The organism is Micromonospora sp. NPDC049903 (genome assembly GCF_044460945.1).
Lineage (GTDB): Bacteria > Actinomycetota > Actinomycetes > Mycobacteriales > Micromonosporaceae > Micromonospora.
In genome coordinates this window covers 99,428-125,606 of sequence record NZ_JBITKL010000008.1, presented here as the reverse complement: position 1 = coordinate 125,606, position 26,179 = coordinate 99,428, and the positions used below count along the sequence as shown (strand labels likewise).

20 protein-coding genes are annotated in these 26,179 nt (G+C 72.7%); 10 read left to right on the top strand and 10 right to left on the bottom strand.

From position 1 onward, the window contains the following. Positions 1-137: 137 nt before the first annotated feature. Both pgm and glgC read right to left on the bottom strand, forming a co-directional pair. Positions 138-1,784, bottom strand: a complete 1,647-nt coding sequence (pgm, locus tag ACIBO1_RS15570) for a phosphoglucomutase (alpha-D-glucose-1,6-bisphosphate-dependent) (RefSeq protein ID WP_396746403.1) — start codon at positions 1,782-1,784, stop codon at positions 138-140. Between the two features lie 52 nt (positions 1,785-1,836). Next, positions 1,837-3,069 carry a glucose-1-phosphate adenylyltransferase gene (gene glgC, locus ACIBO1_RS15565; RefSeq protein WP_396746400.1) on the bottom strand — a complete coding sequence of 411 codons (1,233 nt, stop codon included), beginning with the start codon at positions 3,067-3,069 and terminating at the stop codon, positions 1,837-1,839. Positions 3,070-3,140: 71 nt separating this feature from the next. Here glgC and glgA point away from each other — a divergent pair, with 71 nt between their 5' ends. Next, positions 3,141-4,343, top strand: a complete 1,203-nt coding sequence (gene glgA, locus ACIBO1_RS15560; protein ID WP_396746397.1) for a glycogen synthase — start codon at positions 3,141-3,143, stop codon at positions 4,341-4,343. 79 nt (positions 4,344-4,422) lie between these two features. Here the strand turns inward: glgA and ACIBO1_RS15555 are convergent, their stop codons facing one another. Continuing rightward, positions 4,423-5,583, bottom strand: coding sequence for a helix-turn-helix domain-containing protein (locus ACIBO1_RS15555; protein WP_396746394.1), 1,161 nt, complete (start codon positions 5,581-5,583; stop codon positions 4,423-4,425). A gap of 208 nt (positions 5,584-5,791) precedes the next feature. Between ACIBO1_RS15555 and ACIBO1_RS15550 the strand changes: the two genes are divergently transcribed. The 4 genes from ACIBO1_RS15550 to ACIBO1_RS15535 all read left to right on the top strand — a co-directional run bounded on the left by ACIBO1_RS15550 (position 5,792) and on the right by ACIBO1_RS15535 (position 11,511). Beyond that, a complete protein-coding gene (locus ACIBO1_RS15550) occupies positions 5,792-6,019 on the top strand; it encodes a winged helix-turn-helix domain-containing protein (protein WP_396746391.1) in 228 nt (75 codons plus the stop codon). Between the two features lie 92 nt (positions 6,020-6,111). After that, positions 6,112-8,268 carry a maltotransferase domain-containing protein gene (locus ACIBO1_RS15545; RefSeq protein ID WP_396746388.1) on the top strand — a complete coding sequence of 719 codons (2,157 nt, stop codon included), beginning with the start codon at positions 6,112-6,114 and terminating at the stop codon, positions 8,266-8,268. Then, positions 8,256-10,358 (top strand): 1,4-alpha-glucan branching protein GlgB, encoded by a 2,103-nt coding sequence (glgB, locus tag ACIBO1_RS15540; protein ID WP_396746385.1) that lies wholly within the window; start codon positions 8,256-8,258, stop codon positions 10,356-10,358. The genes ACIBO1_RS15545 and glgB overlap by 13 nt, the downstream gene beginning before the upstream one ends. Positions 10,359-10,974: 616 nt before the next feature. Then, a complete protein-coding gene (locus tag ACIBO1_RS15535; protein ID WP_396746382.1) occupies positions 10,975-11,511 on the top strand; it encodes a hypothetical protein in 537 nt (178 codons plus the stop codon). 71 nt (positions 11,512-11,582) lie between these two features. On the opposite strand, the gene ACIBO1_RS15530 is transcribed toward ACIBO1_RS15535, so the two are convergent. Then, on the bottom strand, positions 11,583-12,623 hold the full coding sequence (locus tag ACIBO1_RS15530) for an App1 family protein (RefSeq protein WP_396746379.1): 1,041 nt from the start codon (positions 12,621-12,623) through the stop codon (positions 11,583-11,585). A 220-nt stretch (positions 12,624-12,843) separates the two neighbouring features. Here ACIBO1_RS15530 and ACIBO1_RS15525 point away from each other — a divergent pair, with 220 nt between their 5' ends. The 4 genes from ACIBO1_RS15525 to ACIBO1_RS15510 all read left to right on the top strand — a co-directional run bounded on the left by ACIBO1_RS15525 (position 12,844) and on the right by ACIBO1_RS15510 (position 17,159). Then, on the top strand, positions 12,844-14,469 hold the full coding sequence (locus ACIBO1_RS15525) for an ArnT family glycosyltransferase (protein ID WP_396746376.1): 1,626 nt from the start codon (positions 12,844-12,846) through the stop codon (positions 14,467-14,469). 8 nt (positions 14,470-14,477) lie between these two features. Continuing rightward, the gene (gene yaaA / locus ACIBO1_RS15520) at positions 14,478-15,272 is read left to right on the top strand and encodes a peroxide stress protein YaaA (RefSeq protein WP_396746373.1); all 795 of its coding nucleotides are present in this window, start codon (positions 14,478-14,480) and stop codon (positions 15,270-15,272) included. Positions 15,273-15,371: 99 nt separating this feature from the next. Next, on the top strand, positions 15,372-16,046 hold the full coding sequence (locus ACIBO1_RS15515) for a hypothetical protein (RefSeq protein WP_350695273.1): 675 nt from the start codon (positions 15,372-15,374) through the stop codon (positions 16,044-16,046). Between the two features lie 150 nt (positions 16,047-16,196). Further along, complete coding sequence (locus ACIBO1_RS15510; RefSeq protein WP_396746370.1) at positions 16,197-17,159, top strand: TAXI family TRAP transporter solute-binding subunit; 963 nt, start codon at positions 16,197-16,199, stop codon at positions 17,157-17,159. Here the strand turns inward: ACIBO1_RS15510 and ACIBO1_RS15505 are convergent. The 5 genes from ACIBO1_RS15505 to ACIBO1_RS15485 all read right to left on the bottom strand — a co-directional run bounded on the left by ACIBO1_RS15505 (position 17,138) and on the right by ACIBO1_RS15485 (position 24,073). After that, the gene (locus tag ACIBO1_RS15505; RefSeq protein ID WP_396746367.1) at positions 17,138-18,613 is read right to left on the bottom strand and encodes a sensor histidine kinase; all 1,476 of its coding nucleotides are present in this window, start codon (positions 18,611-18,613) and stop codon (positions 17,138-17,140) included. The genes ACIBO1_RS15510 and ACIBO1_RS15505 overlap by 22 nt on opposite strands. Next, positions 18,614-19,270: a response regulator transcription factor gene (locus tag ACIBO1_RS15500; protein ID WP_396746364.1), complete on the bottom strand. Its 657-nt coding sequence runs from the start codon at positions 19,268-19,270 to the stop codon at positions 18,614-18,616. A 145-nt stretch (positions 19,271-19,415) separates the two neighbouring features. Continuing rightward, the gene (locus tag ACIBO1_RS15495; protein WP_350695278.1) at positions 19,416-19,727 is read right to left on the bottom strand and encodes a hypothetical protein; all 312 of its coding nucleotides are present in this window, start codon (positions 19,725-19,727) and stop codon (positions 19,416-19,418) included. 240 nt (positions 19,728-19,967) lie between these two features. After that, positions 19,968-21,725: a CDP-glycerol glycerophosphotransferase family protein gene (locus tag ACIBO1_RS15490; RefSeq protein WP_396746360.1), complete on the bottom strand. Its 1,758-nt coding sequence runs from the start codon at positions 21,723-21,725 to the stop codon at positions 19,968-19,970. Between the two features lie 194 nt (positions 21,726-21,919). After that, positions 21,920-24,073 carry a DUF6077 domain-containing protein gene (locus tag ACIBO1_RS15485; RefSeq protein WP_396746357.1) on the bottom strand — a complete coding sequence of 718 codons (2,154 nt, stop codon included), beginning with the start codon at positions 24,071-24,073 and terminating at the stop codon, positions 21,920-21,922. Between the two features lie 230 nt (positions 24,074-24,303). Between ACIBO1_RS15485 and ACIBO1_RS15480 the strand changes: the two genes are divergently transcribed. Then, entirely contained in the window at positions 24,304-24,840 is a 537-nt protein-coding gene (locus tag ACIBO1_RS15480; RefSeq protein ID WP_350695284.1) for an acyltransferase, read from the top strand. 54 nt (positions 24,841-24,894) lie between these two features. On the opposite strand, the gene ACIBO1_RS15475 is transcribed toward ACIBO1_RS15480, so the two are convergent. Continuing rightward, positions 24,895-26,178 (bottom strand): nucleotide sugar dehydrogenase, encoded by a 1,284-nt coding sequence (locus ACIBO1_RS15475; RefSeq protein WP_396746354.1) that lies wholly within the window; start codon positions 26,176-26,178, stop codon positions 24,895-24,897. Position 26,179 lies beyond the last annotated feature (1 nt).

The window sequence follows — 26,179 nt, the reverse complement described above, 5'->3', positions numbered from 1 at the left end:
ACCGCGCGGCGCGCGGCGGCGTCCGGCCGGAGCCGCCCCGCGCACGCCCGCGGGGCACCCCGCGGGCCGGCCCCCCCCCCCCCCCGCCGCGCCCCCCCCCCCCCGGGGGGCGGCCACGCGGCATACCCGCTGGGCCCTCAGGCGCCGGACAGCACCTCGGTGACCAACTCCTGCGCCTCCTGCTGGACCCGGGCCAGATGCTCGGGCCCCTGGAACGACTCGGCATAGATCTTGTAGACGTCCTCGGTGCCCGACGGGCGGGCGGCGAACCAGCCGGAGGCCGTCGTCACCTTGAGCCCACCGATCGCCGCGCCGTTGCCGGGCGCGGTGGTGAGCGTGGCGGTGATCGGCTCACCGGCCAACTCGGTGGCGCGGACCTGCTCCGGCGAGAGCTTGCCGAGCACGGCCTTCTGCTCCCGGGTGGCCGGCGCGTCGATCCGGGCGTACGCGGGCGCGCCGAACCGGTCGGCCAACTCGGCCCAGTGCTCACTCGGCGTCCGGCCGGTGGTCGCGATGATCTCGGCGGCGAGCAGACAGAGCAGGAGACCGTCCTTGTCGGTGGTCCACGTTCCGCCGTCGCGGCGCAGGAACGAGGCGCCCGCGCTCTCCTCGCCGCCGAAGCCCACCGCGCCGTCGAGCAGTCCGGGCACGAACCACTTGAAGCCGACCGGCACCTCCAGCAACGGACGCCCGAGGTCGGCGGCGACCCGGTCGATCATCGAGGAGGAGACCAGGGTCTTGCCGACGGCGGCGTCCGGACCCCACTGCTCCCGGGTACGGAACAGGTGGGCGATCGCCACCGCCAGGTAGTGGTTCGGGTTCATCAGCCCGGCGTCCGGCGTGACGATGCCGTGCCGGTCGGCGTCCGCGTCGTTGCCGGTGGCCACCTGGTAGTCGGCGCGCATCGCGATCAGCGAGGCCATCGCGTTCGGCGACGAGCAGTCCATCCGGATCTTGCCGTCGCCGTCCAGCGTCATGAACCGCCACGTCGGGTCCACCGTCGGGTTGACCACGGTCAACTCCAACCCGTGCCGCTGGGCGATCTCACCCCAGTAGTCGACACTGGCCCCGCCGAGCGGGTCGGCACCGATCCGCACCCCGGCGTCGCGGATCGCGTCCAGGTCGATCACCGCAGGCAGGTCGTCCACGTACGCGCCGAGGAAGTCGTACGTGCCGGTGGTGTCGACGGCGCGGGCCCGCGCGTACGGGATGCGCCGCACCTCCTTGAGCCCGGCGGCGAGGATCGCGTTCGCGCGGTCCTGGATCCACCGGGTCACGTCGGAGTCCGCCGGACCGCCGTGGGTCGGGTTGTACTTGAACCCGCCGTCGTCCGGCGGATTGTGCGACGGGGTGATCACGATGCCGTCGGCGAGCCCGCTGGTGCGACCCCGGTTGTGGGTCAGGATGGCGTGCGAGACCGCCGGGGTCGGGGTGTAGCCGTCCCGGCTGTCCAGCAGCACGGTGACCTCGTTGGCGGCGAGCACCTCCAGGGCGTCCACGGCCGCCGGGGTGGAGAGCGCATGGGTGTCCCGGCCCAGGAACAGCGGCCCGTCGACGCCCTGCTCCCGCCGGTAGTCACAGAGCGCCTGGGTGACCGCCAGGATGTGGTCGGAGTTGAACGCGTTGCGCAGGCTCGACCCACGGTGCCCGGAGGTGCCGAAGGAGACCTGCTGCGCCGGGTCGGCCGGGTCGGGATGCTCGGCGTAGTAGGCCGTCACCAGCCGCGGTACGTCGACCAGATCGGCGGGCTGTGCTGGCTTGCCCGCGCGCGGGTGACCACTCATGGTGCTGGCCTTTCGTTCGCGACTGCGGGGCTCGCAAGCTCACTCCTCGCGCTCACGGCTCCACCTTCTGTCCTTTGCCGATGACCACGATCCCGTTGTCGGAGACCGTGTAGCGCTCCCGGTCCCGTTCCAGGTCCACGCCGATCTCCGCGCCCTCGGGCACGTAGACGTTCTTGTCGAGGATGGCCCGGCGCACCACCGCGTGCCGGCCGATCTCGACGCCCTCCATCAGCACCGCGCCGTCCACGTGCGCCCAGGAGTGCACCTTGGCCTTCGGCGAGACGATCGAGTTCTCCACCAGCGAGCCGGAGATCACCGCGCCGGGCGACACCATCGAGGCGACCGCGCGGCCCACCCGCTCCCCCCACTGGTGGACGAACTTGGCCGGCGGGTACGGCGGCTGCTCCGTGTAGATCGGCCAGTCGAAGTTGTAGAGGTTGAACACGGGGTGGACGTTGATCAGATCCATGTGGGCGTCGTAGAAGGAGTCGAGCGTCCCCACGTCACGCCAGTAGCCCCGGTCCCGGTCGGTGCTGCCCGGCACCTCGTTGTCGCGGAAGTCGTAGACGTTGGCCTCGCCGCGCTCCACCAGCATCGGGATGATGCTGCCGCCCATGTCGTGCTTGCTGGTCTTGTCCTCGGCGTCGCGCTCCACCGCCTCGATCAGCGCCCTGGTGGTGAAGACGTAGTTGCCCATCGAGGCGTAGATCTCGTCGGGCGCGTCGGGCAGTCCGACCGCGTCGGTGGGCTTCTCCCGGAAGGCCCGGATCCGTCGGCCGTCCTCGCCGACCTCGATGACGCCGAACTGGTCGGCGGTGTGCAGCGGCTGCCGGATGCCGGCCACCGTCACCCCGGCACCGGAGGCGATGTGGTCCTCCACCATCTGCCGGGGGTCCATCCGGTAGATGTGGTCGGCACCGAAGACGATCACGTAGTCGGGCTGCTCGTCGTAGATCAGGTTGAAGCTCTGATAGATCGCGTCGGCCGAGCCGGCGAACCACCACGGGCCCCGACGCTGCTGCGCGGGCACCGGCGTCACGTAGTTGCCGAGCAGCGTCGACATCCGCCAGGTCTTGGTGATGTGCCGGTCGAGGGAATGGGACTTGTACTGGGTCAGCACGACGATCTTGAGATAGCCGGCGTTGGCCAGGTTGGAGAGGACGAAGTCGACCATGCGGTACATCCCGCCGAACGGGACGGCCGGCTTGGCCCGGTCCGTGGTCAGCGGCATCAGGCGCTTGCCCTCTCCGCCGGCCAGGACGATCGCGAGCACCTTGGCAGCCATGACCAGACGCTATCCATCCCCGTGCCGCTTCACCACTCGTACGGGCACACTTCTGCACTAGGGTGCCGGGCATGACCGACTCCGCCCCCCTTCGCGTCGACCTGCTCACCCGGGAGTACCCGCCCGAGGTGTACGGCGGCGCCGGGGTCCACGTCGAGTACCTGGCCCGCGAGCTGCGCCGGATCACCGAGGTCCGGGTGCACTGCTTCGGCGCGCCGCGTACCGAGCCGGGAGTCCGGGCGTACGCGGACCCGCCGGCCCTGGCCGGGACGAACGCCGCGCTGCGGACCATGGGCGTGGACCTGGAGATGGCCGCCGGGTGTGCCGGCGCGGACGTGGTGCACAGCCACACCTGGTACGCCAACCTCGCCGGACACACCGCGAAGCTGCTGTACGGGGTGCCGCACGTGGTGACCGCGCACAGCCTGGAGCCGCTGCGACCGTGGAAGGCCGACCAGCTCGGCGGCGGCTACGCGCTCTCCTCCTGGTGCGAGCGCACCGCCTACGAGTCGGCCGACGCGGTCGTGGCGGTCAGCGCCGGCATGCGCCGGGACGTGCTGGCCGCGTACCCGTCGGTGGACCCGGACCGGGTCAAGGTGATCTACAACGGCATCGACACCGCGCAGTACGCCCCCGACCCGGGCACCGACGTGCTGACCCGACTCGGCATCGACCCCGCCCTGCCCAGCGTGGTCTACGTCGGGCGGATCACCCACCAGAAGGGCCTGCCGCACCTGCTGCGCGCCGCCCGCGAACTGCCACCGGAGACGCAGCTCGTGCTGCTGGCCGGCGCACCGGACACGCCGGAGATCGCCGCCGAGGTGGAGGGCCTGGTCGCCGAGCTGCGGTCCGGCCGCTCCGGGGTGGTCTGGGTGGCCGAGATGCTGCCCAAGTCCGAGGTGATCCAGGTGCTCACCCACGCCACCATCTTCGTCTGCCCGTCCGTGTACGAGCCGATGGGCATCGTCAACCTGGAGGCGATGGCCTGCGAGACCGCCGTCGTCGCCACCGCCACCGGCGGCATCCCCGAGGTGGTCGCCGACGGCGAGACCGGCCTGCTGGTCCCGATCGAGCAGGCCACCGACGGCTCGGGTCGACCGCTGGACCCGGCCCGCTTCGAGGCCGACCTGGCGGACCGGCTGAACACCCTGCTGGCCGACCCGGAGCGGGCCGCCGCTCTCGGCCGGGCCGGACGCCGACGCGCGGTGGAGCACTTCTCGTGGGACGCGATCGCCCGCCAGACGTTGGAGCTGTACCGCTCGCTTTCGGTGTAAGGAAGGGCACCTTGTTAACGCCTCGTGCATAGCAGGGGTCCCCTGCTAACACAGCTCACCCCGCACCGTCCACCACAGCTCACCCCGCACCGTCGCCACCGACGTGCAGGCTGGTGGCGAGGCGGGTGAGCGCGGCGGGAGCGGTGGCGGCGCGGGCCACCACGGCGACCAGGGCGCGGGCGGACGGACGCTCGCGTACCTCCCCGGGGGCGGTGCGCTCGGCGTCCAACAACGCCCGCCCCGCCTGGAGCATGTCGCCGCAGCGGGCGTGCGCGCGGGCCACGTCGAGCAGGTACGCCGCCCGGTGCTCGGTCGGCAGCCACCGCCACCCGCTCCCCGCGACCAGCCGAACGTGTCGAGCCGCCGCCACCCCGACGTCCCCGAGGTCGGCCGCGATCACCACCCGCGCCGCCTCCACCGCCGCCGTACCGTAGCCGTCCGGCAGCTCGGGCACGATCGCCGCAGCCTGGTCGATCAGCTCACGTGCGCTGCGGCCGTCGCCCCGACCACCGGCAGCCAGACCCGCCTGAACCAGCAACGTCGTGCGCAGCGCCGCCGCGTCGCCGGTCTGCTGCGCGATCCGCTGCGCGGCCACGACCGTCGCGTCCATCGCGGACCGTCGCCGCCCGACCGCCCGCAGCGCCTGACTCAGCGGTACGGTCGCGACGGCGACCAGCAGCGCGTTCCCGGTCCCCAGGGCGACGGCCATCCCCCGGTCCGCCGCCAGCCACGCCGACTCCCGCTGGTCCAGCTTGATCAACACCAGAGCAATCAGCCCGTACGCGCTGACCAGCATCTCGTCACCGACCGGATCGGGACGGTCGACGCGCACCTGCCGGACCGTGTCGAGCAGGTCGGGTAACAGCCTGAGCAGGGCCGGGTACCGGGCATGCCGGTAGCTCTGCTCGGCATGGTCCAGCCGGGCCCGCACCTGCGCCACGTCGACCGGACGGGACGACGCCGGGACGTGGTACCTGGCCAGGGCGGCCCGGAGCCGTTCCACACCGGCGGCGGCGGGCGAGGATCGCCCGGCCCGGTCCGGCAGCAGGCTCGCCAGGTCGATCCGGAGCGCGTCGGCCACCTCCCGCAGGTTCGACACCCGCTCCACCCGGCGCTCTCCACGTTCGATCTTGTCCACCCAGCTCTTGGACTTGCCGATCCGGTCGGCGAACTGCTGCTGCGTCATGTTCCGCCGGACCCGCCACTGCGCGATCCGCCGCCCCACCGGCACCTCACTCACCGCACCCCACCCCCGCCGCCCGCCCCACCCCACCCACCGCGCCGATCATGGAGTTGTGGTTCGCCCAAAGGCCGCGTACCGCCACAAACCTGCTGCCACAACTCCATGATCGACGACGAGACACCGGACGCCGTCACAGTCAACAGAGCATGCACGGCGCGTCACTCGGAGTGCGAAGATCGAGGCGCTGACGAGAGGTGGCGCGCCCATGCCGCAAGCACCGCTTTACGAGCAGATCATCAACGATGTGTCGACCGCAGTCCGGGCGGGCACGCTCAAGCCCGGCGACAAGCTGCCGTCCATCGCCGAGCTGCGTGAGCAGTACGAGTCGAGCGCCTGGCCGGTCCGATACGCCCTGCGCATTCTTGAGGAACGGGGCTGGATCGTCACCCGTCAGGGCAAGGGGTCGTTCGTGGCGACTCAACCGCCAGTCTGATGCCGAATACTGCGCGGCCGGCGGCGGGGCAAGTGGGGCACGGTACGGCGGTCGAACGAGCGCGAGCCGATCTCGCACAGTAGGTTGAGGCGGTGAGCGGACGGTTCCCGATCGAAGACGTCTCCCCCGTCGTCTCCTGCGGTCGCTACCCGGCCCGAGCGGTCGTCGGCGAGGTGCTGCCGGTGTCGGCAGTCGCGTACCGCGAGGGGCACGACGCGCTCGGCTGCGATGTGGTCTGGCTGGGCCCGGACGGGCTGGCGCGACCGTTCACCCGGATGAGACCGGGCGAGCCGGGTCGGGACCGTTGGCACGCCACGATCGTGCCGGACGCCGTCGGTGACTGGATCTTCACCGTCGAGGCGTTCAGCGATCCCTACCTGACCTGGCACAACGCGGTGACCAAGAAGGTCGCCGCGGGCCAGGGGCCGGCTGAGCTGGCCAACGATCTGGCCGAGGGCGTACGCGTGCTGCGGGCCGCCGCCGAGCTGGTCCCGGCCGCCGAGCGGGCGGGCCTGGACGAGGCGGTACGGGCGCTGGGCGACACGGCGCTGCCGCTGCCGCAGCGGGTGGCTCCGGCGCTGGCCCTGGCCGACCTGCTCTGGGCGCACCCGGTCCGCGAGTTGGTCACCACCGGCGAGGAGTACCGCATCTGGGTGGACCGGGAGCGGGCCCTCTTCTCCGCCTGGTACGAATTCTTCCCCCGCTCCGAGGGCGCGATCCCGGCCACCGTCGACGCGCCGGCCCGGTCCGGCACGTTCGCCACCGCCACCGAGCGGCTGCCGGGGGTCGCCGCGATGGGCTTCGACGTGCTCTATCTGCCGCCGATCCACCCGATCGGCCGGGTCAACCGCAAGGGCCCCAACAACACGCTGGTCGCCGGGCCGGACGACGTGGGTTCGCCGTGGGCCATCGGCGCCGCCGAGGGCGGGCACGACACCCTCCACCCCGATCTGGGTACGCCGCAGGACTTCCGCGACTTCATCGCCGCCGCCGCCGAACACGGCCTGGAGGTGGCGATGGACCTGGCGTTGCAGTGCGCCCCCGACCACCCCTGGGTCACCGCGCACCCGGAGTGGTTCACCACCCGGGCCGACGGCAGCATCGCGTACGCGGAGAATCCGCCGAAGAAGTACCAGGACATCTATCCGGTGAACTTCGACAACGACCCGGAGGGCATCCGCGCCGAGGTGCTGCGGGTGGTGCGGCACTGGGTCGGCGAGGGCGTGAAGATCTTCCGGGTGGACAACCCGCACACCAAGCCGGTCGACTTCTGGCACTGGCTGATCGGCGAGGTCAAGCGGGTCGACCCGGACGTGTTGTTCCTCGCCGAGGCGTTCACCCGACCGGCGATGATGCACGGGCTGGCGAAGGTCGGCTTCACCCAGTCGTACACGTACTTCACCTGGCGGACCTCGGCGGCGCAGATGCGCGAGTACTGCGAGGAGCTGGTGGCGGCGGCCGACTACATGCGGCCGAACTTCTGGCCGAACACGCCGGACATCCTGCACGCCTCGTTGCAGCACGGCGGACCGCCGATGTTCAAGATCCGGGCGGTGCTGGCCGCGCTGCTCTCCCCCTCCTGGGGCATGTACGCCGGGTTCGAGCTGTTCGAGCACGTCGCGCGCCCCGGCGCGGAGGAGTACATCGACAACGAGAAGTACGAGCTGCGCCCCCGCGACTGGGCCGGCGCGCTCGCGCAGGGGCGGTCGCTGGCGCCCTTCATCGCCACCCTGAACCGGGTCCGCCGGGAGAACCCGGCCCTGCACCGGCTGCGCAACCTCGTCTTCCACGACATCGACAACCCGGCGCTGCTCTGCTGGTCCAAGCACGACCCGACGACGGGCAACACGGTGCTGGTGATCTGCTCGTTCGACTCGCACACCGTGCAGTGGGGCAACACCACGCTGGACATGCCCGCGTTGGGCCTGGACTGGCACGACCGGTTCACCGTGCACGACGCGCTGACCGGCGCCACCTACGACTGGGGACAGCGCAACGCGGTCCGCCTCGACCCGTACCTGCAACCCGCGCACGTGCTGGTGCTACGCCGCCCCGACGAAGCCGCGCCCGACACGGCTGGCACCGCCACGGCCGCGCCCGACACGGCTGGCACCGCCACGGCCGCGCCCGGCACCGCCAGCACTGCCACGGCCGCCGCGCCGATCGCCACCACCGTCCCCACCACTGCCGCCCGTCCCCGCAGCGGCACCGACTCCGCCACGAAGGACGACGCCCGATGGACCAGCTGATCTCCGGGGAGACCCACGACCCGCACGCCGTGCTCGGGGCCCACCCGGTGAACGGGCGCACGGTGATCCGCACGATGCGTCGGGGCGCAGCCGATCCGTGTCTGCTGGTCGGGGACCGGCGGTACCCGATGACCCGGGTGCACGACGTCGGCGTCTTCGAGGCGACCGTCCCCGGCGAGGTCCTCGACTACCGCGTCGAGATGGACGGGCAGCCGCACGACGACCCGTACCGCCACCCGCCGACCCTGGGCGAGTTGGACCTGCACCTGATCGGCGAGGGCCGACACGAGCGGCTCTGGGAGGCGCTCGGCGCCCGGGTACGCGACGACGGCGTGGCGTTCACCGTCTGGGCCCCCAACGCCCGGGGCGTACGGGTGATCGGCGACTTCACCGGCTGGGCGCCGGACGACGGCTGGCCGATGCGGTCGCTGGGCTCCACCGGCGTGTGGGAGATCTTCGTGCCCGGCGTGGCGTCCGGCGCCCGATACAAGTACCGCGTGCTCGGCGCGGACGGGTACTGGCGGGACAAGGCCGACCCGTTGGCCGCGTACGCGGAGGTGCCGCCGGCCACCGCGTCGGTGGTGCACCGCTCGACCTACGAGTGGACGGACGCGGACTGGCTGGCCCGGCGCGCGAGGCAGCAGCCGCACCAGGAGCCGATGAGCGTCTACGAGGTGCACCTCGGCTCGTGGCGGCCGGGCCTCGGCTACCGGGAACTGGCCGAGCAGTTGACCGCGTACGTGGTGGAGCTGGGCTTCACCCACGTGGAGTTCCTGCCGGTGATGGAGCACCCGTTCGGCGGCTCCTGGGGCTACCAGGTGACCGGCTACTTCGCGCCCACGTCGCGGTTCGGCGACCCGGACGACTTCCGGTATCTGGTGGACCGGCTGCACGCCGCCGGTGTCGGGGTGATCCTGGACTGGGTGCCGGCGCACTTCCCCAAGGACGAGTGGGCGCTGGCCCGCTTCGACGGCACCCCGCTCTACGAGCACCCCGACCCGCGTCGCGGCGAGCACCCCGACTGGGGCACGTACGTCTTCGACTTCGGTCGCCGCGAGGTCCGCAACTTCCTGGTGGCCAACGCGCTCTACTGGCTGGAGGAGTTCCACGTCGACGGGCTGCGGGTGGACGCGGTCGCCTCGATGCTCTATCTCGACTACTCCCGCGCCGACGGGCAGTGGGTGCCCAACCAGTACGGCGGCCGGGAGAACCTGGAGGCCATCGCCTTCATGCAGGAGACCGACGCGACGGTCTACAAGCACCACCCGGGGGTGGTGATGATCGCCGAGGAGTCCACCGCCTGGCCGGGGGTGACCCGCCCGACCAGCGACGGCGGGCTGGGCTTCGGCTTCAAGTGGAACATGGGCTGGATGCACGACACCCTGCTCTACACCTCGAAGGACCCGATCTACCGGCAGCACCACCACCATCAGCTCACCTTCTCCCTGGCGTACGCCTGGAGCGAGAACTACGTGCTGCCGATCAGCCACGACGAGGTGGTGCACGGCAAGGGCTCCCTGCTCGCCAAGATGCCCGGCGACCAGTGGCAGCGCCTGGCCAACGTGCGCGCGCTGCTCGCGTACATGTGGGCGCACCCGGGCAAGCAACTGCTCTTCATGGGCTGCGAGCTGGCCGACGAGCGGGAGTGGAGCGAGGAGCGCGGCCTCGACTGGTACCTCCTGCACGACCCGGCCCGGGCCGGCGTGCAGCGCCTCGTCGGCGACCTCAACCGGGTCTACCGGGACACCCCCGCCCTGTGGGCGCAGGACACCTCCCCCGCCGGCTTCCGCTGGCTCGCCGGTGACGACGTCGCCAACAACACCGTCTCGTTCGTCCGGATCGCTCCCGACGGGGCGACCCTGGTCTGCGTCGTTAACTTCTCCGCCCGACCCGTGGACGACTACCGGGTCGGCCTGCCGGCGGCGGGCGCCTGGGCCGAGGTGCTCAACACCGACGCCCACCACTACGGCGGCTCGGGCGTCGGCAACTTCGGCACCGTATACGCCCAGGACATCCCCTGGCACGGGCTGCCCGCCTCGGTGGCACTGCGCGTCCCCCCGCTCGGCGCCCTCTGGCTCCGCCCGGCCTGACCGCCCTCGCGGGCGTGGCGGTCGCGGGCGTGGCGTTGAGGGGCGTGGCCGTTGAGGGACGTGGCCGCCGTCACGGCCGTGGGCGTTGTGGGGCGTGGCCGTTGAGGGACGTGGCCGCCGTCACGGCCGTGGGCGTTGTGGGGCGTAGCCGCCGTCGAGGGCGTGGCCGTCACGGCCTGCGGGCCTCGGCCCTGGATACCTCCTCGGCTCCTGTCGAGCTGAACCGTTCGCGCTATCGCGTCGCCAGGCACGACACGCCGCAGCCTGGTGGCGACCTTCCGCGATCCGTTCCCGCTCTCAGCTCGAAAGGGCCCGAACCTTGTACAGGACCGGCCCTGACCCTGCTGCACACAGCCGGGCCCCGCCCCTGCCAGGTGCAGCCATGCCGCGCGCGGGGGCAGGCCCTCGGTCGGACGGCGGACGGCGGACGGCGGGCCGACGGCGGGCCGACGGCGCAGGCGGCGCGGGACCCGCACCGCCTCATGTCTGCGTGACAGCTCGCTCACCAGGTCGGTAACAATCCGCCGGGCTCGCACGTAGATCACCGAGCGGTGAACCGTCGGCGCCCGCGCGCCCGTACCTCCGAGGGCAGTTGACGACGAGGGGGAGAGAAACGATGGCGAGCAACAGGCGTACCACCCGGAGCAGTCGGCGCGGGACCTCACCGCGACAGCGCAAGATCGCGGGGGTCGTGGCGATCGGGGTGACCCTCGGCGTGGCCTTCGCGACGGCGACCGGGACCAGTTCGGCGAGCGAGAACTGCGAGGGTCTCGACACGGCCGTGGGCAACAACCTCGCCTTCATCGCCGACCAACTGGTGTTCCCGGACCCGCTGTCGGAGGCCCGGATCGCCAACCGGCAGGCCGTCATCGACCAGCTCGAACAGCGACGCGCGGCGGCCGGCTGCACCGGCGAGGTCGAGGTGCCGGACGCGGACCCGAACGCGGCGCTCAACGGCGGCGCGGCGGAGAACTGCGACGGCCTAGACACCGCCGTCCGCAACAACCTGACCTTCATCGCCGGTCAGCGGCAGAACCCGGACGCGCTGTCGGAGGCCCGCATCGCCAACCGGGAGGCGGTCATCGACCTGCTCGAAGACCGCCGGCACCTGGCCGGTTGCACGGGCGAGGTAACGCTCACCCCCGGCGGCTGACCTCCGGCGCGCTGGCTCGGGAACGGCGTGCGGGACGGGAACTCCGTCGAGGGCCCGCACGCCGGGCCGGCTCAGACCAAGCCGGCGCCGCGCAGCAGGGTCCAGAGGCCCGCGCCGTCGGGGGCGGAGAGCCACTTCTGCCCGATCGGCCCCTCGGCAGGGCTGTCGTGCGGGACGGGGAGGCTACCGGCCAGCACCGCCTGCGTGGGTGAGAGCCGCCGAATCGCCACGCCCGCCACGTTGTCCGGGTGGGCGGCGGCGAACTCGCGGTAGATCTCCGGGTCGTGCTGGCCGTCGTCGCCGACGAGCAGCCAGCGTACGTCGGGGAACTCCTTGGCCAGCCGGGCCAGGGTGGCGCGCTTGTGTTCCCGGCCGCTGCGGAACCAGCGGTCGTGGGTGGGACCCCAGTCGGTCAGCAGCAGCGGCCCGGCCGGATAGAGGTGCCGGGACAGGAAGCGGGTGAGCGTCGGCGCGACGTTCCACGCGCCGGTGGACAGATAGAACACCGGGGCGCCGGGGTGCGCGGTGACCAGGCGCTCGTAGAGCACGGCCATGCCGGGTACCGCCATCCGGGCGTGCTCGTCGAGCACGAAGGTGTTCCAGGCGGCGAGCAGCGGCCGGGGCAGCGCGGTGACCATGACCGTGTCGTCGATGTCGGAGAGGACGCCGAAGCGGACCTCCGGGTCGAGGATGCGGACCGGGGCCTCGACCGGCTCGGCGTCCGGGACGCTGAGCCGCACCGAACCCCAGCCGGGCGGCAGGTCCGTCTCGACCACGACGTCGACGAAGCCGCTGCGGTCGGCCTGCGTCTCGTGGGTCACCCCACCGGTCTCGATCGTCACCGTGACGTGCTTGGCGGGCAGCGTGGTGAAGCTGCGCCAGCCCCGGACCTTCTCCAGCCGGCCCCGCTGACGGGTGTCCGGTCGCCCGAGCAGCACCCGGCACATCACCCGTGCCCAACCGGGCGCGCCGTAACCGGTGTACGCGATGATGTTGATCCGCCAGCCCGTCCGGCGTAGCCGACGCTCGACCACGGCGTGCACCGCGTCCTCGATCCGTGCGGCCCGGTGCAGGGTCGGTATGGCCAGTTGGCCGGCGGGAGTGGGTGGCACGGGTGCAACCCTGCCACACGTCGGCGACCTCGGCCACGCGAGAGCCGCCCCGGCACCCCGTCGGCGGCCCCGGACGACCCGCACCGCCGACCGGTGCGCCACCGCGCGGACGAGGGCCGTGCCGCCGGGCGCGCGAGCCCGCCCGAACTGCGGCAAAGCGGCCCATAGCGGCGTCCGGCCGTGCGAAACTCCGGTCGGGACGACGACGGAGGCGATGGTCGTGCCACGTGCAGGGTCGCAATCAGGGCGACAGCGCGGACGGGGGTGGCTCCGGCTCGACCGTCCGGCGCTCGTCGCGCTGCTACTCGGGCTGGCCGGGGTCGGATACCGCCTGTACCTCGTACTGCACACCGTGCCGGTGTCCAACAGCGACGAGGCGACGTTCGGGTTGGCCGCGCTGCACATCGCCGAGGGCCGGGAGCACCCGGTCTTCCTGTACGGCCAGCGCTACATGGGCATGTTGCAGTCGTACCTGGCCGCCCCCCTGCTCGCGGTCGGCGGGCCGAGTTGGCCGCTGCTGCGGCTGCCGGTGCTCGCGCTCTACGCGGTGTTCCTCTGGCTGATCCACCGGTTGACCCGGCGGATCGGTTCGCCCTGGTTCGCCACCCTGGTCGTCGGGCTGCTGGCGCTCGGCTCCGAGCGGGTGATCCGAGACCAGGTGACGACCGTCGGCGGGCGACCGGAGGTCAAGGTCGCGGTGCTGGCGATGCTGCTGCTGGTCGCCGGGCTGGCCCAGGGCACGGTCCGCCACCGCCGGCTGGCCGTCGGCCTCTTCGGGCTGCTCGCCGGGGTGGCCGTCTGGTCGGACTGGCTGATCGTGCCGTACCTGGCGGTGGCCGGGCTGGCGCTGGTGTGGGCGGTGCGTCGGGAGTTGCTCGGTGGAGCCGGGCTGCTGCTGCTCGTCGGGTTCGCCGTCGGGATCGCCCCGATGATCCGCGACAACCTGGTCGCCCCGCCCGGACAGGACTCCCTGTCGGTGCTGCGCACCATCAGCGGCGGCACCGGTGCGCCGCCACCGTGGACGCAGCGGCTGGACGGTGGCCTGTTGGAGGGGGTGTCGCTGGCGGGTGGGCTCTGCCCGCTCTCCGGCTGCGCCCGGTGGCAGGAGTGGTTCGGGCTGCTCTACCCGGTGCTGCTGGTCGTCGCGGCGGTGCTCGCCGGGCGCGCGTACCGCCGGGGGGCCGGGCGCGCCGACCGGGTCGGCCCGGTGCTGCACCTCGCGCTGCTCGGCGGCGCGGCGTTGACGCTGTTGGCGTACGTGCGCAGTTCGCTCGCCGCGAGCGACCCGCTGGGCAACGCGCGGTACCTGTCGGTGCTGCAACTGTCGCTGCCGGCGGTGCTGTGGCCGCTCTGGTCGGCGGCAGTGGCCGGCGTTCGGGGCACCGTCGGCGCGCTGGGACGGCTGGCCGGGGCGTTCGCCGCCGCCGTCCTGGCCGCCCTGGCGGCGACGTCGCTGGTGGTCACGGTCCTGTTCGCCACCGCCGGTGCGGACCCCGGCCGCCGGGAGGAACGGTACGCGCGACAACTCGCCGCCACGCTCCACGCGGCCGGTCTGCACGAGGTGTACGGCGAGTACTGGACCTGCAACCGCCTGATCTTCAACACGGCCGAGAAGGTGGTCTGCGGGGTGCTCGACGGCGACCTGCACCCGGGCCAGAACCGCTATCCGGCGTACTGGTGGCGGCTGGCCCGCGCCGCCCGGCCGGGGTATGTGCTGGCGGCCGGAGCACCGGCGGACCGGCGGCTGCGGGAACTGCTCGGCGACCGTGCGGACGGCAGCCTGCTCGCCGAGATCGGCGGCTTCCGGGTCTACCACCCGCCGGAGCCGCTGCGCCCCTGGCGTTAGAGTCACCCATGCTCATCCTGCTGCCGCCCTCCGAGGGCAAGGCCGACGCCGGCACCGGCCGCAAGCTGGACCTGGACCGGCTCTCGCTGCCGGCGCTCAACCCCGCCCGCCGGGAGGTGCTGGACGCGCTGGTGGCGCTCTCCGCCGGGCCACCGGAGGCGGCACTGGACGCGCTCGGGCTCAGCGCCGGCCAGCACGCCGAGCTGCGGCGTAACGCACGGCTGACGGCGGCGGCCACCGCCCCCGCCGAGAGGATCTACACCGGCGTGCTCTACGAGGCCCTCGACCTGGCCACGCTTGCGCCCAGCGCCCTGCGGGCGGCGCACCGGCAGGTGCTGGTCAGTTCCGGCCTGTGGGGGGCGGTCCGGCTCACCGACCGGATCCCGCCGTACCGCTGCGCGATCGGTGCCCGCTTGCCCGGTCTCGGTGCGCTGTCGGCGTACTGGCGGCGGGTGCTGGGGCCGGTGTTGACCGAGGCGGCCGGCACCGCTGTGGTGCTCGACCTGCGGTCCGGCGCGTACGCCGCCACCTGGGCGCCGCGCGGCGCGTCGGCCGAGCGCGTCGTGACGGTACGCGTCCTGCACGAACGTGAGGTGGACGGGCAGCCGGTGCGGTCGGTGGTCAGTCATTTCAACAAGGCCACCAAGGGTCGCCTGGTGCGGGACCTGCTCCTCGCCGGGGCCCGGCCACGCAGCGCGAACGCGCTGGTCACGGCGCTGCGGGACCTCAAGTACACGGTGTGCGAGCAGGCCGGAACGCCGGGCCGTCCACGTCAGATCGACGTTGTGGTTTCCGAACTGTAACCAGGCGCAAGATTTCCTCAAGGCTGAGCCGGATCGGTACCACCCGCGGGTGTCACAGGTCACCGTAAGGAGGACCCGACACCACAAGGAGGCACTCCGGTGGTTGCCGCACCCATTCTGCTCGACCGGCATCGCCAGGCGACGACCCTGCCGCCGTTGGACTGGACCACGCTGGCCGACGCGTTCGAAACAGCCTGCCTGCTGCGCTGCATGCCGCCTCCGGCGGCTCCCGGCAACCGGTACGCGGGCCAGCAACCCGCCATCCCGGCGACGATCGAGTTCAACCGGGAGGAGGCGGCGCGGCGTACCCGCCAGCTACTCGACCGCCTGCACATCCCGGTCCGGCACGAGACGGCGGTGGGCGGGCTGCGCCGCCGCTACGAACTGCACCAGATCCATGTCGCCCGCGAGCACCGGATGGCGTACGCGGCGATGGTGGAGAACGGGTGGCGGCGTGGCCGCCGGGAATTGCTCGGGGGGCCGGTGCCCGGTGCCTCGACGGCCCGACGGCTGTGGCGTACCCGGTTGGCCGCCGCCGCCTGGCGGTCCGCGCTGCTGGCCGGTGGTCGGCACGTACGCCGGCACATCCTCGGCGTCCGGATCACCGACCGGGAGTTGGCCGCTGTGCTGGTGCGCGGCGCGGCCCTGCTGGACGTGCCGGCGCTGCTGCGCCCGGGCACCGGCTGCTTCCTGGTCAGTGTCGCGCACGGCCGGGACCGCGAGCAGATCCTGCGCCACGCCGGGGAGGAGGCGGCGCACCGCCCAGTCGCCTGATCCGTGGCCATCCGGACGGCTGGATCGGCTCGCCGGCCGCCGGTCAGGGCCACCCGGACGGCCCCGGCAGACCCGCCGGGGCCGTCCGGAGAGCGCTTCCGCCGCCTCTGGGCTTGCGCCACAGGGGTTCGGCGGCGCACAGTGCTGCCCGTGAGCCGTACCCGGTACACCGCCCGAGCCCGGCGACGCGGCGCCCGCGCGACGCTGGCGCTGACCGTGTTGCTGGCCCTGCCCGGTCTCAGCGCCTGCCGGGAATCTCCGGACAAGACAGTGCATATCCGGATCGCCACCGGCAGCCCGACCGCCGTGTACCACGCCTTCGGCGAGTCCCTGGCCGCGATCCTCAACCGGGAACTGCCCGACGTCCGCGCCGAGGTGATGGTCACCGCCGCCTCGGCGGAGAACGTCCGGCTCCTCGGCGCCCGCGAGGCCGAACTCGGTTTCACCCAGGCCGACGTGCTGCCCGCCGATCCCGGCCCGCACCCACAGGTGGTGGCGGTCGCCCGGGTCTACGACGACCTGCTGCACCTGGTCACCACCGCGAACAGCCCGGTGCAGACCCTCACCGACCTGCGGGGGCGGCGGGTGTCGGTCGGCGCGCCCGGCTCCGGCACCGAGATCACGGTGCAGCGACTGCTCACCGCCGCCGACCTCGACGACGGCCAGGTACGCCAGGAACGGCTCGGCCTCGACGACTCGGTGGCCGCACTGCGTGAGGGGCGGATCGACGCGTTCTTCTTCTCCGGCGGGCTCCCGGTGCGGGCCGTGGCCCAGTTCGCCCAGGACACCCCGACCCGCATCGTCGACCTCGGCGAGTGGACCGCCCCGCTGCGGGTGGGCAACCCGGAGGTGTACGTGCCGCGGGACATCCCCCGCTCGGTGTACGGCATCGACGCGGTCACCACCGTGGCCAACCCCAACTATCTGCTGGTCCGCGCCGACCTGCCGGAACCGCTGGTGCGCGAGGTGACCCGGCTGCTGATGGAACGGCGCTCCGAACTGGCCAGCGCGCACCCGGCGGCCGGTCGGATGAGCCCCCGCTCGGCGATCGCCACCTCACCGCTGCCGCTGCACCCGGGCGCCGCCGACTACTACCGCGCCAGCAAGCCCTGACCCTCGCCGGCCACCGAGGCGGGCGGCACCGGCTCGGTGGGGGCCGGACCGGGCGGCGCGTCCGGTGCGGCGAGGTCGGCCGGCTCGGTGGCCGCCGGGAACCACAGGGCGGCCACCAGGCCCCGGGGTGAGTTCGGGTGCATGGTCAACCGGCCGTCGGAGGCGTCGACGAGCACCGCGGCGATGGTCAGGCCCAGCCCGGCGCCGTCGACGTTCTGCACCTCCGGTGCCCGCCAGAACCGTTCGGTGGCCTGGCCGAGCTGGTCGGGGGTCATGCCCGGGCCGGTGTCGCGTACCTCCAGGGCGATCCCGCCCTCGCGGGTCGCCACGGACACGGTCACCTCGCCGCCCACGCCACTGAACTTCACCGCGTTGTCGATCAGCGCGTCCAGCGCCTGGTCGATGGCGGTCGGCACGGTCCGGGCGTACGTCGGCGCCGGGTCGGCCGCCAGGCGCAGGGCGACCTTGCGGTGCCGGGCCAACGGCTCCCAGGCGGCGACCCGGGACGCGGCCACCGCCACCGCGTCGACGGTCACCCGCTGGTTCTCCCGCCGCTCGGCGCGAGCCAGGGTGAGCAGCGCGTCGAGCAGCAGCGCCAGCCGATCGGTCTCCTCCAGGGCCAGCCGGTGCTCGGCGCGGCCGTCCTCGTCGGTCAGGCTCGGTCCCAGCTCCTCGACTCGCAACCGCAACGCGGTCAACGGGTTGCGGAGCTGGTGGCTGGCGTGCGCGACGAACGCGCGTTGCCGGTCCATCACGTCGGAGACGGCGTCGGCCATGTGGTTGAAGCTCGCCGCCAGGCGGCGCAGCTCCGGCGGGCCCACCTGGTGTTGCACCCTGGCCCCCCGGTCCCCCTCGGCGATCTCGTGGGTGACCGCGTCCAGCTCGGTGACCGGGCGCAGCACCCAACCGGCCAGCCCGAAAGCGGTGAGCACGCAGGCCAGCACCGCCAGCGTGCCCAGCGCGGCGAGCAGCAGCCACCAGGTGGCCACGGTCCGGCGTACCCCGTCGGACGGGGTCGCGGTCACCACCGCGCCGAGCACCTCACCGCCGTCGTTGATCGGCACCGCCACCACGATCGGCCCGGACAGCCAGGGCCAGACCGACTCCGGTCCACTGGTCTGCTGGCCGGAGAGGGCGACGTCCAGCGCCTCGCGGGTGCCCGTACCCGGCCGGTAGCTGCCCGACGCGACCACCACCCGCCGGTCCCGGTCGACCACCGCCGCGCCGATGCCGAACAGCTCGTCGTAGCTGCTCAACTCGGCGTCCAACGGACCGGAGACACCGCTACGCAGGGCCGGACCGGCCAGCGAGGCGAACCGGGTGGCGTCGGCGGTCCGGTCCGCCCGGACCCGTTCGGTCTCCCGCGTGGTCAGCGTCATCCCCAGCGGCAGGCCCAACGCCGCCAGCACCAACACCATCAGCAGGAGGTAGCTGATCACCAACCGGCGGCGCACTCACTCGCTCCGCAGCCGGTAGCCGACGCCGCGGACGGTCTCCACCAACCGCGCGTCGCCGAGCTTGCTCCGCAACGACCCGACGTGCACCTCGACGGTGTGCCGGTCGGCGAAGGTGGTCCCCCAGGCGTCCAGCAGGATCCGGTCGCGGGGCACCGCGACGCCGGGCTGCCGGGCCAGCGAGACCAGCACGTCGAACTCCTTGCGGGTCAACGCGACCGGGCGTTCGGCCACGGTGACCGTACGGGCCGCCACGTCGATGCGCAGCCGCCCGGCCTCGATCAGGTTGCGCTCCGGCACCGCGTGCGAGGCCCGCCGCAGCACCGCCTCGATGCGCGCCTGCAACTCGACCATCGAGAAGGGCTTGACCACGTAGTCGTCGGCACCGAGCCGCAGACCGAGCACCCGGTCCCGCTCCTCGCCCCGGGCCGTCACCGCGATGATGCCGAGCTGGTTGCTGCGGCGGCGCAGCTCCCGGCAGAGGTCGGTGCCGTCGCCGTCGGGCAACGTGAGGTCGAGAAGCACCAGATCGCACGGCGCGGCGGAGAGGGCGGCGGTGACGGTCGCCGCGTGCTCCACCTCGTAGCCGCGACGCGTCAGCGCGGACGACAACGCGGCGGCCACCCGACGGTCGTCCTCGACCAGCAGGATGCGCACCCGGCCTCCCCGTTCGGTCTGCTCCGCTGACCCCGCATGGTCCCGGTCGACTGCGCCGACCGTGGGGACACGGTCGGCGGAACTGACCTTAGATGGTCGCAGACAACCGCCCCGGGTGACAGGCCCAGGGCCGGGTGACGGTGGTTCAGAGGCCGAAGACCTCGTCGGCGGTGGCGTCGCGTACGCCGTCCACGAAGCCCCGGAAGGCGGGATCGTCGTGGCTGGCCGGCACGGTGGTGACCAGCTCACCCGTGGCCTCGGTGACCGCGTCGACCAGGGGCGGGAAGTCGATCTCGGCATCGGCGAGCGTGTCGTCGTCGGCCTGGCCGAGGTTGATCACCTGCTGGACGTCCTCCGCAGCGGTGTCGGGGTCGCCGGCCCAGTCCGCACCGGCCCGGTAGCACTCGTCGTAGAGCGCCCGCTGGCTGTCGGTCCAGTCCTCGTGGTAGCTCTCCACGCCCGTCCCCTCTCCCGCGACCTGCCTCCGAGCATGCCCGTCCGCGCGCCCGGCCGGGCCCGTACCGGACAAAACCGGTCCCGGCGCGCCGCCTGCCGGCTCGTTTCCGGCCGGGACGACGCCGCGCCGCATGCCGGACGACGGCCCGGACGCGCGACCCGGAGGTGCTCAGCCCGATGCCGGACGACGACGCGCCCGGGACGACAGGTCGTCCCGGGCGCGTGGCGGTCGTGATGTCGGTCAGCGGCAGAGCCGCCCGATCTCCTCGGCGAACCGGTCCATCGGGTTCGCCTCGGCCGGGCCGAGCAGATAGGTCTTCAGGTCCCGACGGGCCTCGGTCATCGGGTCGTCACCGGCTCTGGTCACCGCGACGATCTTCTCCAGCTCACCACAGTCCGCGGCGAGCAGGTACGCCGCCCGCGAGGTGGGGAAGGTCCGCCGGAACTCGTCCTCGGGCAGCCCGGCCGGGTTGGCCACCACGTACGGCCGCTGGCTCTGCACGAAGTCCGACACCACGCTGGAGACGTCGCTGATCAGCAGGTCGGTCTGGTTGAAGCAGTCGAACAACGCGGGCACCCGACCGGTGACCACCCGGTGTGCCGGCCCGTCCAGGCCGGACGCGTCGACGTCGCCGCCGGCCGCCCGGATCCGCTCGACGATCCGCTGGTGCACCGCCTTGGCCTGCTTGGACCGGGTCCCGGTCAGCGGGTGCGGCTTGTAGATCAGCCGGACGGCGGGACGGGTGGCCAGCAGCGCGGCCACGATCCGCTCCCCCATCAGCATCAGCGAGGTGTGGTACGGGTCGTCGTCGAGCCACCCCTCCCAGGTGGGCGCGTACAGCACGGTGAACGGGCGGTCCGCCGCCTCCGAGCCGAAGGTGTGCACGCCGGCCAACTGCGGGCGGCCGATCTCCACGATGTCGGCGTCCAGCACGCCCACCCCGGCCCGCGCGTACCGCTCCCGACCGGCCAGGCCGGCGACCCACACCTCGTCGTAGACCTTGCTGTACGGGTTGACGCTGGCCGCCTTGTCACTGTCGCCGTGCCCGACGAAGACGTGCTTCATGCCGGGCTCCCGCAACATGTGGATGTTCGGCCCGACGTTGGCGGCGTACAGCGTCACCTGGATGCTGCTCTTGTCCAGGTTCATGAAGTCCGGCGCGGCCGGCACGAAGACCACCGGCAGCCGGGTGTCGGCCAGCTCCAGGAAGGCGTCCCGGTTGCGCATCAGCACCACCGCGTGACGCCCCACGGCCTCGATCGGCGCCAGCCACATGTTCGCCTGGTAGACGTCCTTGGCCGGGCCGGCGAAGTACAGCGCCACCTCCGGGCGGTAGCTGTTCAACCACTGCTGCACGGCCGGCAGCGGCGAACTCTGCCCGGCGCCCCGCCCACGCAGCCAGGTGAACGCGACGATGCCGCCGATCACCCCGGCCAGCCCGACGGCCACCGCACCGGCCAGGAAGACCGGCAGCACGTCGCTCGCGACGACGGCCACCACCGCGGCCGGGACGAGCAGGACGTTCGTCCACGGCAACCGGTCGCCGGCCGCCTCGGCGACCCATCCCGGCGGGCGGGGGGCGGACCGCTTGCGACCCAGATCGATGTTGCGCACCAGCGCCGAATCGGACGTGCGGCGGTCGATCATCCGGTTGAAGGCCCCGGCGAAGACCGCGATCAGCCACACCACGGCGGGCAGCAGGAGCAGCAGGGTCAGCTCGACACCGGTCACCGGCACGTGGGCGGCGACCAGCAGCACCACCGACAGGTCGCGAGCCAACTGCCGGTAGACCAGGCTGACGCCGACCTTCTCCAACAACGTCACGGTGGCCGGCGACCACCGCACGGCGGCGAACTCACCGAGCACCGCCGCCAGGCCGGCGACCGCGAAGAGACCGACCCAGCCGAAGGCACCGGCGGCGAGCAGCACCAGATAGGACGCCAGCAGCAGGGCGCCACGCGGGGCGACTCCCACGCGCGAAGTCAACATGCCGAACAACGAGAGTGCTCCCTTACGAGATCGATGACCGGCTGGATGCGCGTCGACGGCCGCCAGCGTAGCTGCGACCTTAACGCGAAGTGCCGTCGGGACGAAGGTCGGGTATCAGGCATCTTTCTCCCAAACCACCGTTGCCCGCGCCGGTGACCGCCCGCCGTGGACAGTCGGCGTGACCAGGCCGAACGCGCGCACCCTCAGACACGACGCAGACAGACCACGGTGCCGGACCGGCCCGGCACCCGACGGCTGGCGAACTCGACGTATCCCAGTTCGCCAGCGGTCTCACGGGCGTAGCGGTTTCCGCCATAGACACAGATCGTGCCGACGTCCACCCGCTCCAACGCCCCGGCGACCTCCTCCGGGGTGGGACGCTCGTCGGCCGGTGCCCCGTTGGCGAACCGGGTCAGCAACAGCCGATCCTTGGCGAACTGCGACGTCAGGTCGTACTCGACCAGATAGAAATCGCGCGGCAGGACGACCCGCATCTCGCTGGTCACGATCGGCGTGGTCCGCATGATGGTGTCGGGCGCGAGCAGGAAGCCGTCCGGCCGGTCCAGACCGTCGATCCAGAACACGATGCTCTGCCGGTGCTGCGGCAACTTCCAGGTCGGCCGGTCGTGCACCTCCACCCAGCTACGCTCCGACCACATCGGAGTGGCGTACCCGGCGAACGAGGCCACCATCACCCCGGCCAGCGCCACCCCCACCAGGGCGCGCACGGCCCGCAGCCCGGTGGGCAGCCAGACCGTGCAGAGCAGCCCGACCAACGCGGGCAGGGCGAGCAACCACGGCACCCGCCAGAGGACCACCGAGATGCCGGTGAGCGCGGCGAGCCACTCCAGCACGCCCGGCACCAGCAGGACGCTCAGCGTCAGGGTGCCACCGGCCGCCAGCAGGGCGGGGGTGCGGCGGCGGACCAGCAGCGGCCCGCACCACAGCGCCAGCCCGCCGATCACGCCGACGATGCCGACCTCGAAGGTACGCCGGTAGGTGTACTCGGCGTCGTAGACGATCGCGTCCGCCCCGGTCGCGGTGCCCTGCCCGAGGACCAGCTGCGTCACGACCACCGCGCCGACCGGGTACGCCACGGCGGCCACACCGGCGACCAGCGCCGCCTTCCAGCGGCCGACCAACGTCATCATCAGTGCGGCGCCACCGACCAGCATCGGCAGGATGATCGCCGCGGTGGTGCTGAGCCCGATCGCGGTGACCGACAGCGCGACGATCAGCACCAGGATGCGCGGGGACCGGTCGTCGAACCAGCGGGTCAGGTAATACCACATCAGCGGCACGACGGCGGAGACGAACATGCCCTTGCCCTCGTAGAGCCGGGGCAGGTGGAAGGTGCCCAGGGCGGCGTCCGGGCCGGCGACCAGCCCGAGGAAGGCGATCGCCACGGTGAACGCGAGCACCGGACGTCGGGGGGCCCACTGCTGCACCACCCGCCAGAGGGCCAGCACGGCCAGCACGGCCAGCACCGGCAGCAGCACGTACCAGGTCGCCGAGGCGGCGTGGATGTCGAGGAACCGACCGAGCGCACCGGCGAAGACCTCGATGCTGGCGGTCGGCGGCAGCGAGGCCATCGCCGGGAGCACGTTCTCGCTGAACAGGAAGTCGTTGAGCGGGACGACGTCCCGTTGCGCCACCCACACCGACCGGCCCACGTAGTAGACGTCGTCGGGGGTGTTCCGGGCGATGAGCAGCGAGGCCACCGCGACCAGACCGGAGACCAGCAGCGCGTACGCCGACTGCGCGGCGGTCGGTGCCGGCGTGGGTGGCCGGGTCGCCGGGGTGACCCGCCAGGTCCGCCGGGTCAGCAGCACCGCGCCGACGGCGGCCACCGCCCCGGCCGAGGCCGGCACCCACCAGGACAGACCGTCGCCGGCCGGCGTTCCGGCCAGGCCGGCGGTGATCGCCGCGACAACGCCGAAGAACAGGACCGGCACGGTCCACCGACGCGGGGCCCCCGGCGTCCGGCCGGGCGGTTCGCCCCCCGGCTCCGTGCCGGTTCCCCGATCCGTGTCGGCCGCCTGCGGCGTCCCGCTGTCCGGGGCGGCCCGGCCGTCGCGCCGACGCCACCACCATCGCAGCGGTGGCGCGAGCAGGACCACCACCACACAGGAGACCAACCAGATCCGGAACGTCGAGGACGGGGCGAGACCGAGCGGAAGGGCCGCGTGGTACAGCAGCGTCCAGAGCGCGAAGGCCAGTACGGCACCGTCGGTGAGAACGGCGGGCAGCACGGCGGTCACGGCACCGACCCGGTGCCCGACCGACCGCAGGCGGCCCGGTGCGGTCGGTCCGTCGACCGCTGTCGGGACGGTGGCGGCGACGGTCTGGTCGGTCATCGACAGGGGTCCTTCGTGGTAGGCGCAGGGCTGCCCGGCCCGGCGTCGACGGCCGGCGTGAGTGGGCATCGTGCTGGATGAACGGCACCGAGGGTATGCCGAGTCGGAGCGACGTGAGGACCTGGCTCGCCGGGGCCCGGACGTGGACGACCGTGGCTTTCGAAGGGTCCGACCGGAGGTGGGTATGCTACGCGACGTTCGATGCCCCCGTGACCCGATGGGATCCAAGGTTGACTGACGAGAGCGCCTCCACCGTCTTCGTGCACCCGACCGCTGACGTCGAGCAGGGCGCCCAGGTCGGCGACGGGACCAAGGTGTGGCACCTGGCCCACGTCCGGTCGTCCGCGCAGGTCGGTGCCGGCTGCGTGATCGGACGCAACGTGTACGTCGACGCGGGTGTCACGGTCGGCGACCTCGTGAAGATCCAGAACAACGTCTCCGTCTACCAGGGGGTGACCCTGGAGGACGAGGTGTTCGTGGGCCCGTGCGCGGTCTTCACCAACGATTTCCGCCCCCGCGCGCAGAACCCGGACTGGAAGATCACCCCCACCGTGGTACGCCGGGGCGCCTCGATCGGTGCGAACGCCACGCTGGTCTGTGGCATCGAGGTCGGCGAGTACGCGATGATCGCCGCCGGTTCGGTGGTCACCCGGGACGTCGCGCCGTACCAACTCGTGGCGGGCAACCCGGCGCGGCCGAAGGGTTGGGTCGACGAGCGCGGCGAGGTCGTCTCGCGCGACGTGGACAACCCGCCGCAGCGCGGCTGACCCGGACAACGGCACGGGCCCGGCGACGCGGTCGCCGGGCCCGTCACCTTTCGTTCAGCCGCCGATGACCACTCGGCGCACACCCGTCCAACGGTCCGGGTCGGTGACCCGCCGGCCGTCCACCAGCACCGTCACGCCGGGCAGGTCGGCGGGAGCGAGCGTCCGGTACTCGGCGTGGTCGGCCTGGACGACGGCGGCACCGACCGGCTCTCCGGCGTAGCCCGGCAGGCCGTGCGCCACGAGTTCCTCGTTGGTGTACATCGGGTCGGTGACGTACGGCGTCGCGCCCCGGCGGCGCAGCGCCTCCACGGTCGGGAAGACACCGGAGAAGGCCGTCTCCTTGACCCCGCCCCGGTAGGCGGCGCCGAGCACCAGCACACCGACGCCGGTCAGGTCACCGTAGGCGGCGGCCAGGAGGTCGACGGCGTACTCCGGCATGGCCACGTTGGCCTCCCGGGCCGACCGCACCACGGTGGCCGCCGGGTCGTTCCACAGGTACATCCGGGGATAGACCGGGATGCAGTGCCCACCGACGGCGATACCCGGCGAGTGGATGTGGCTGTACGGCTGCGTGTTGCAGGCCTCGATCACCTTGGTGACGTCGACACCCACCGTGTCAGCGAAGCGGGCGAACTGGTTCGCCAGGCCGATGTTCACGTCCCGGTAGGTCGTCTCGGCGAGCTTGGCCAGCTCGGAGGCCTCGGCCGAGCCCAGGTCCCAGACGCCGTTCGGACGGTCCAGGTCGGGCCGCTCGTCGAAGTCCAGCACCGCCTCGTAGAAGCGCACGCCGTGCTCGCCCGACGCCTCGTCGACGCCGCCGACCAGCTTCGGGTAGCGGCGCAGGTCGGCGAAGACCCGGCCGGTGAGCACCCGCTCCGGACTGAAGACCAGGTGGAAGTCCTTGCCGGCGGTGAGCCCGGAGCCCTCCTGGAGCATCGGGGCCCACCGGTCGCGGGTGGTGCCGACCGGCAGGGTGGTCTCGTAGCTGACCAGGGTGCCCGGCTTGAGGCCGGCGGCGATCGCCCGGGTCGCGTCGTCCATCCAGCCGAAGTCCGGCACGCCCTCGGCGTCGACGAACAGGGGCACGACCACCACGACCGCCTCGGACTCGGCCACCGCCGCAGTGGTGTCGGTGGTCGCCGACAGCAGCCCGGCGGCCACCGCCTCCTTCAGCTTGACGTCCAGGTCCGTCTCGCCGGGGAAAGGCACGGCCCCGTCGTTGACCAGCTGGACGACCCGCTCGGAGACGTCGGCACCGATCACCCGGTGTCCCTTCGAGGCGAACTGTACGGCCAATGGCAGGCCGATCTTCCCGAGGGCGACGACGCAGATGTTCATG

Bases quoted from the DNA above. Each gene is read 5' to 3' on its own strand.
- pgm (WP_396746403.1), bottom strand. From the start codon at position 1,784: ATGAGTGGTCACCCGCGCGCGGGCAAGCCAGCACAGCCCGCCGATCTG.
- glgC (WP_396746400.1), bottom strand. From the start codon at position 3,069: ATGGCTGCCAAGGTGCTCGCGATCGTCCTGGCCGGCGGAGAGGGCAAG.
- glgA (WP_396746397.1), top strand. From the start codon at position 3,141: ATGACCGACTCCGCCCCCCTTCGCGTCGACCTGCTCACCCGGGAGTAC.
- ACIBO1_RS15550 (WP_396746391.1), top strand. From the start codon at position 5,792: ATGCCGCAAGCACCGCTTTACGAGCAGATCATCAACGATGTGTCGACC.
- glgB (WP_396746385.1), top strand. From the start codon at position 8,256: ATGGACCAGCTGATCTCCGGGGAGACCCACGACCCGCACGCCGTGCTC.
- ACIBO1_RS15535 (WP_396746382.1), top strand. From the start codon at position 10,975: ATGGCGAGCAACAGGCGTACCACCCGGAGCAGTCGGCGCGGGACCTCA.
- yaaA (WP_396746373.1), top strand. From the start codon at position 14,478: ATGCTCATCCTGCTGCCGCCCTCCGAGGGCAAGGCCGACGCCGGCACC.
- ACIBO1_RS15485 (WP_396746357.1), bottom strand. From the start codon at position 24,073: ATGACCGACCAGACCGTCGCCGCCACCGTCCCGACAGCGGTCGACGGA.
- ACIBO1_RS15475 (WP_396746354.1), bottom strand. From the start codon at position 26,178: ATGAACATCTGCGTCGTCGCCCTCGGGAAGATCGGCCTGCCATTGGCC.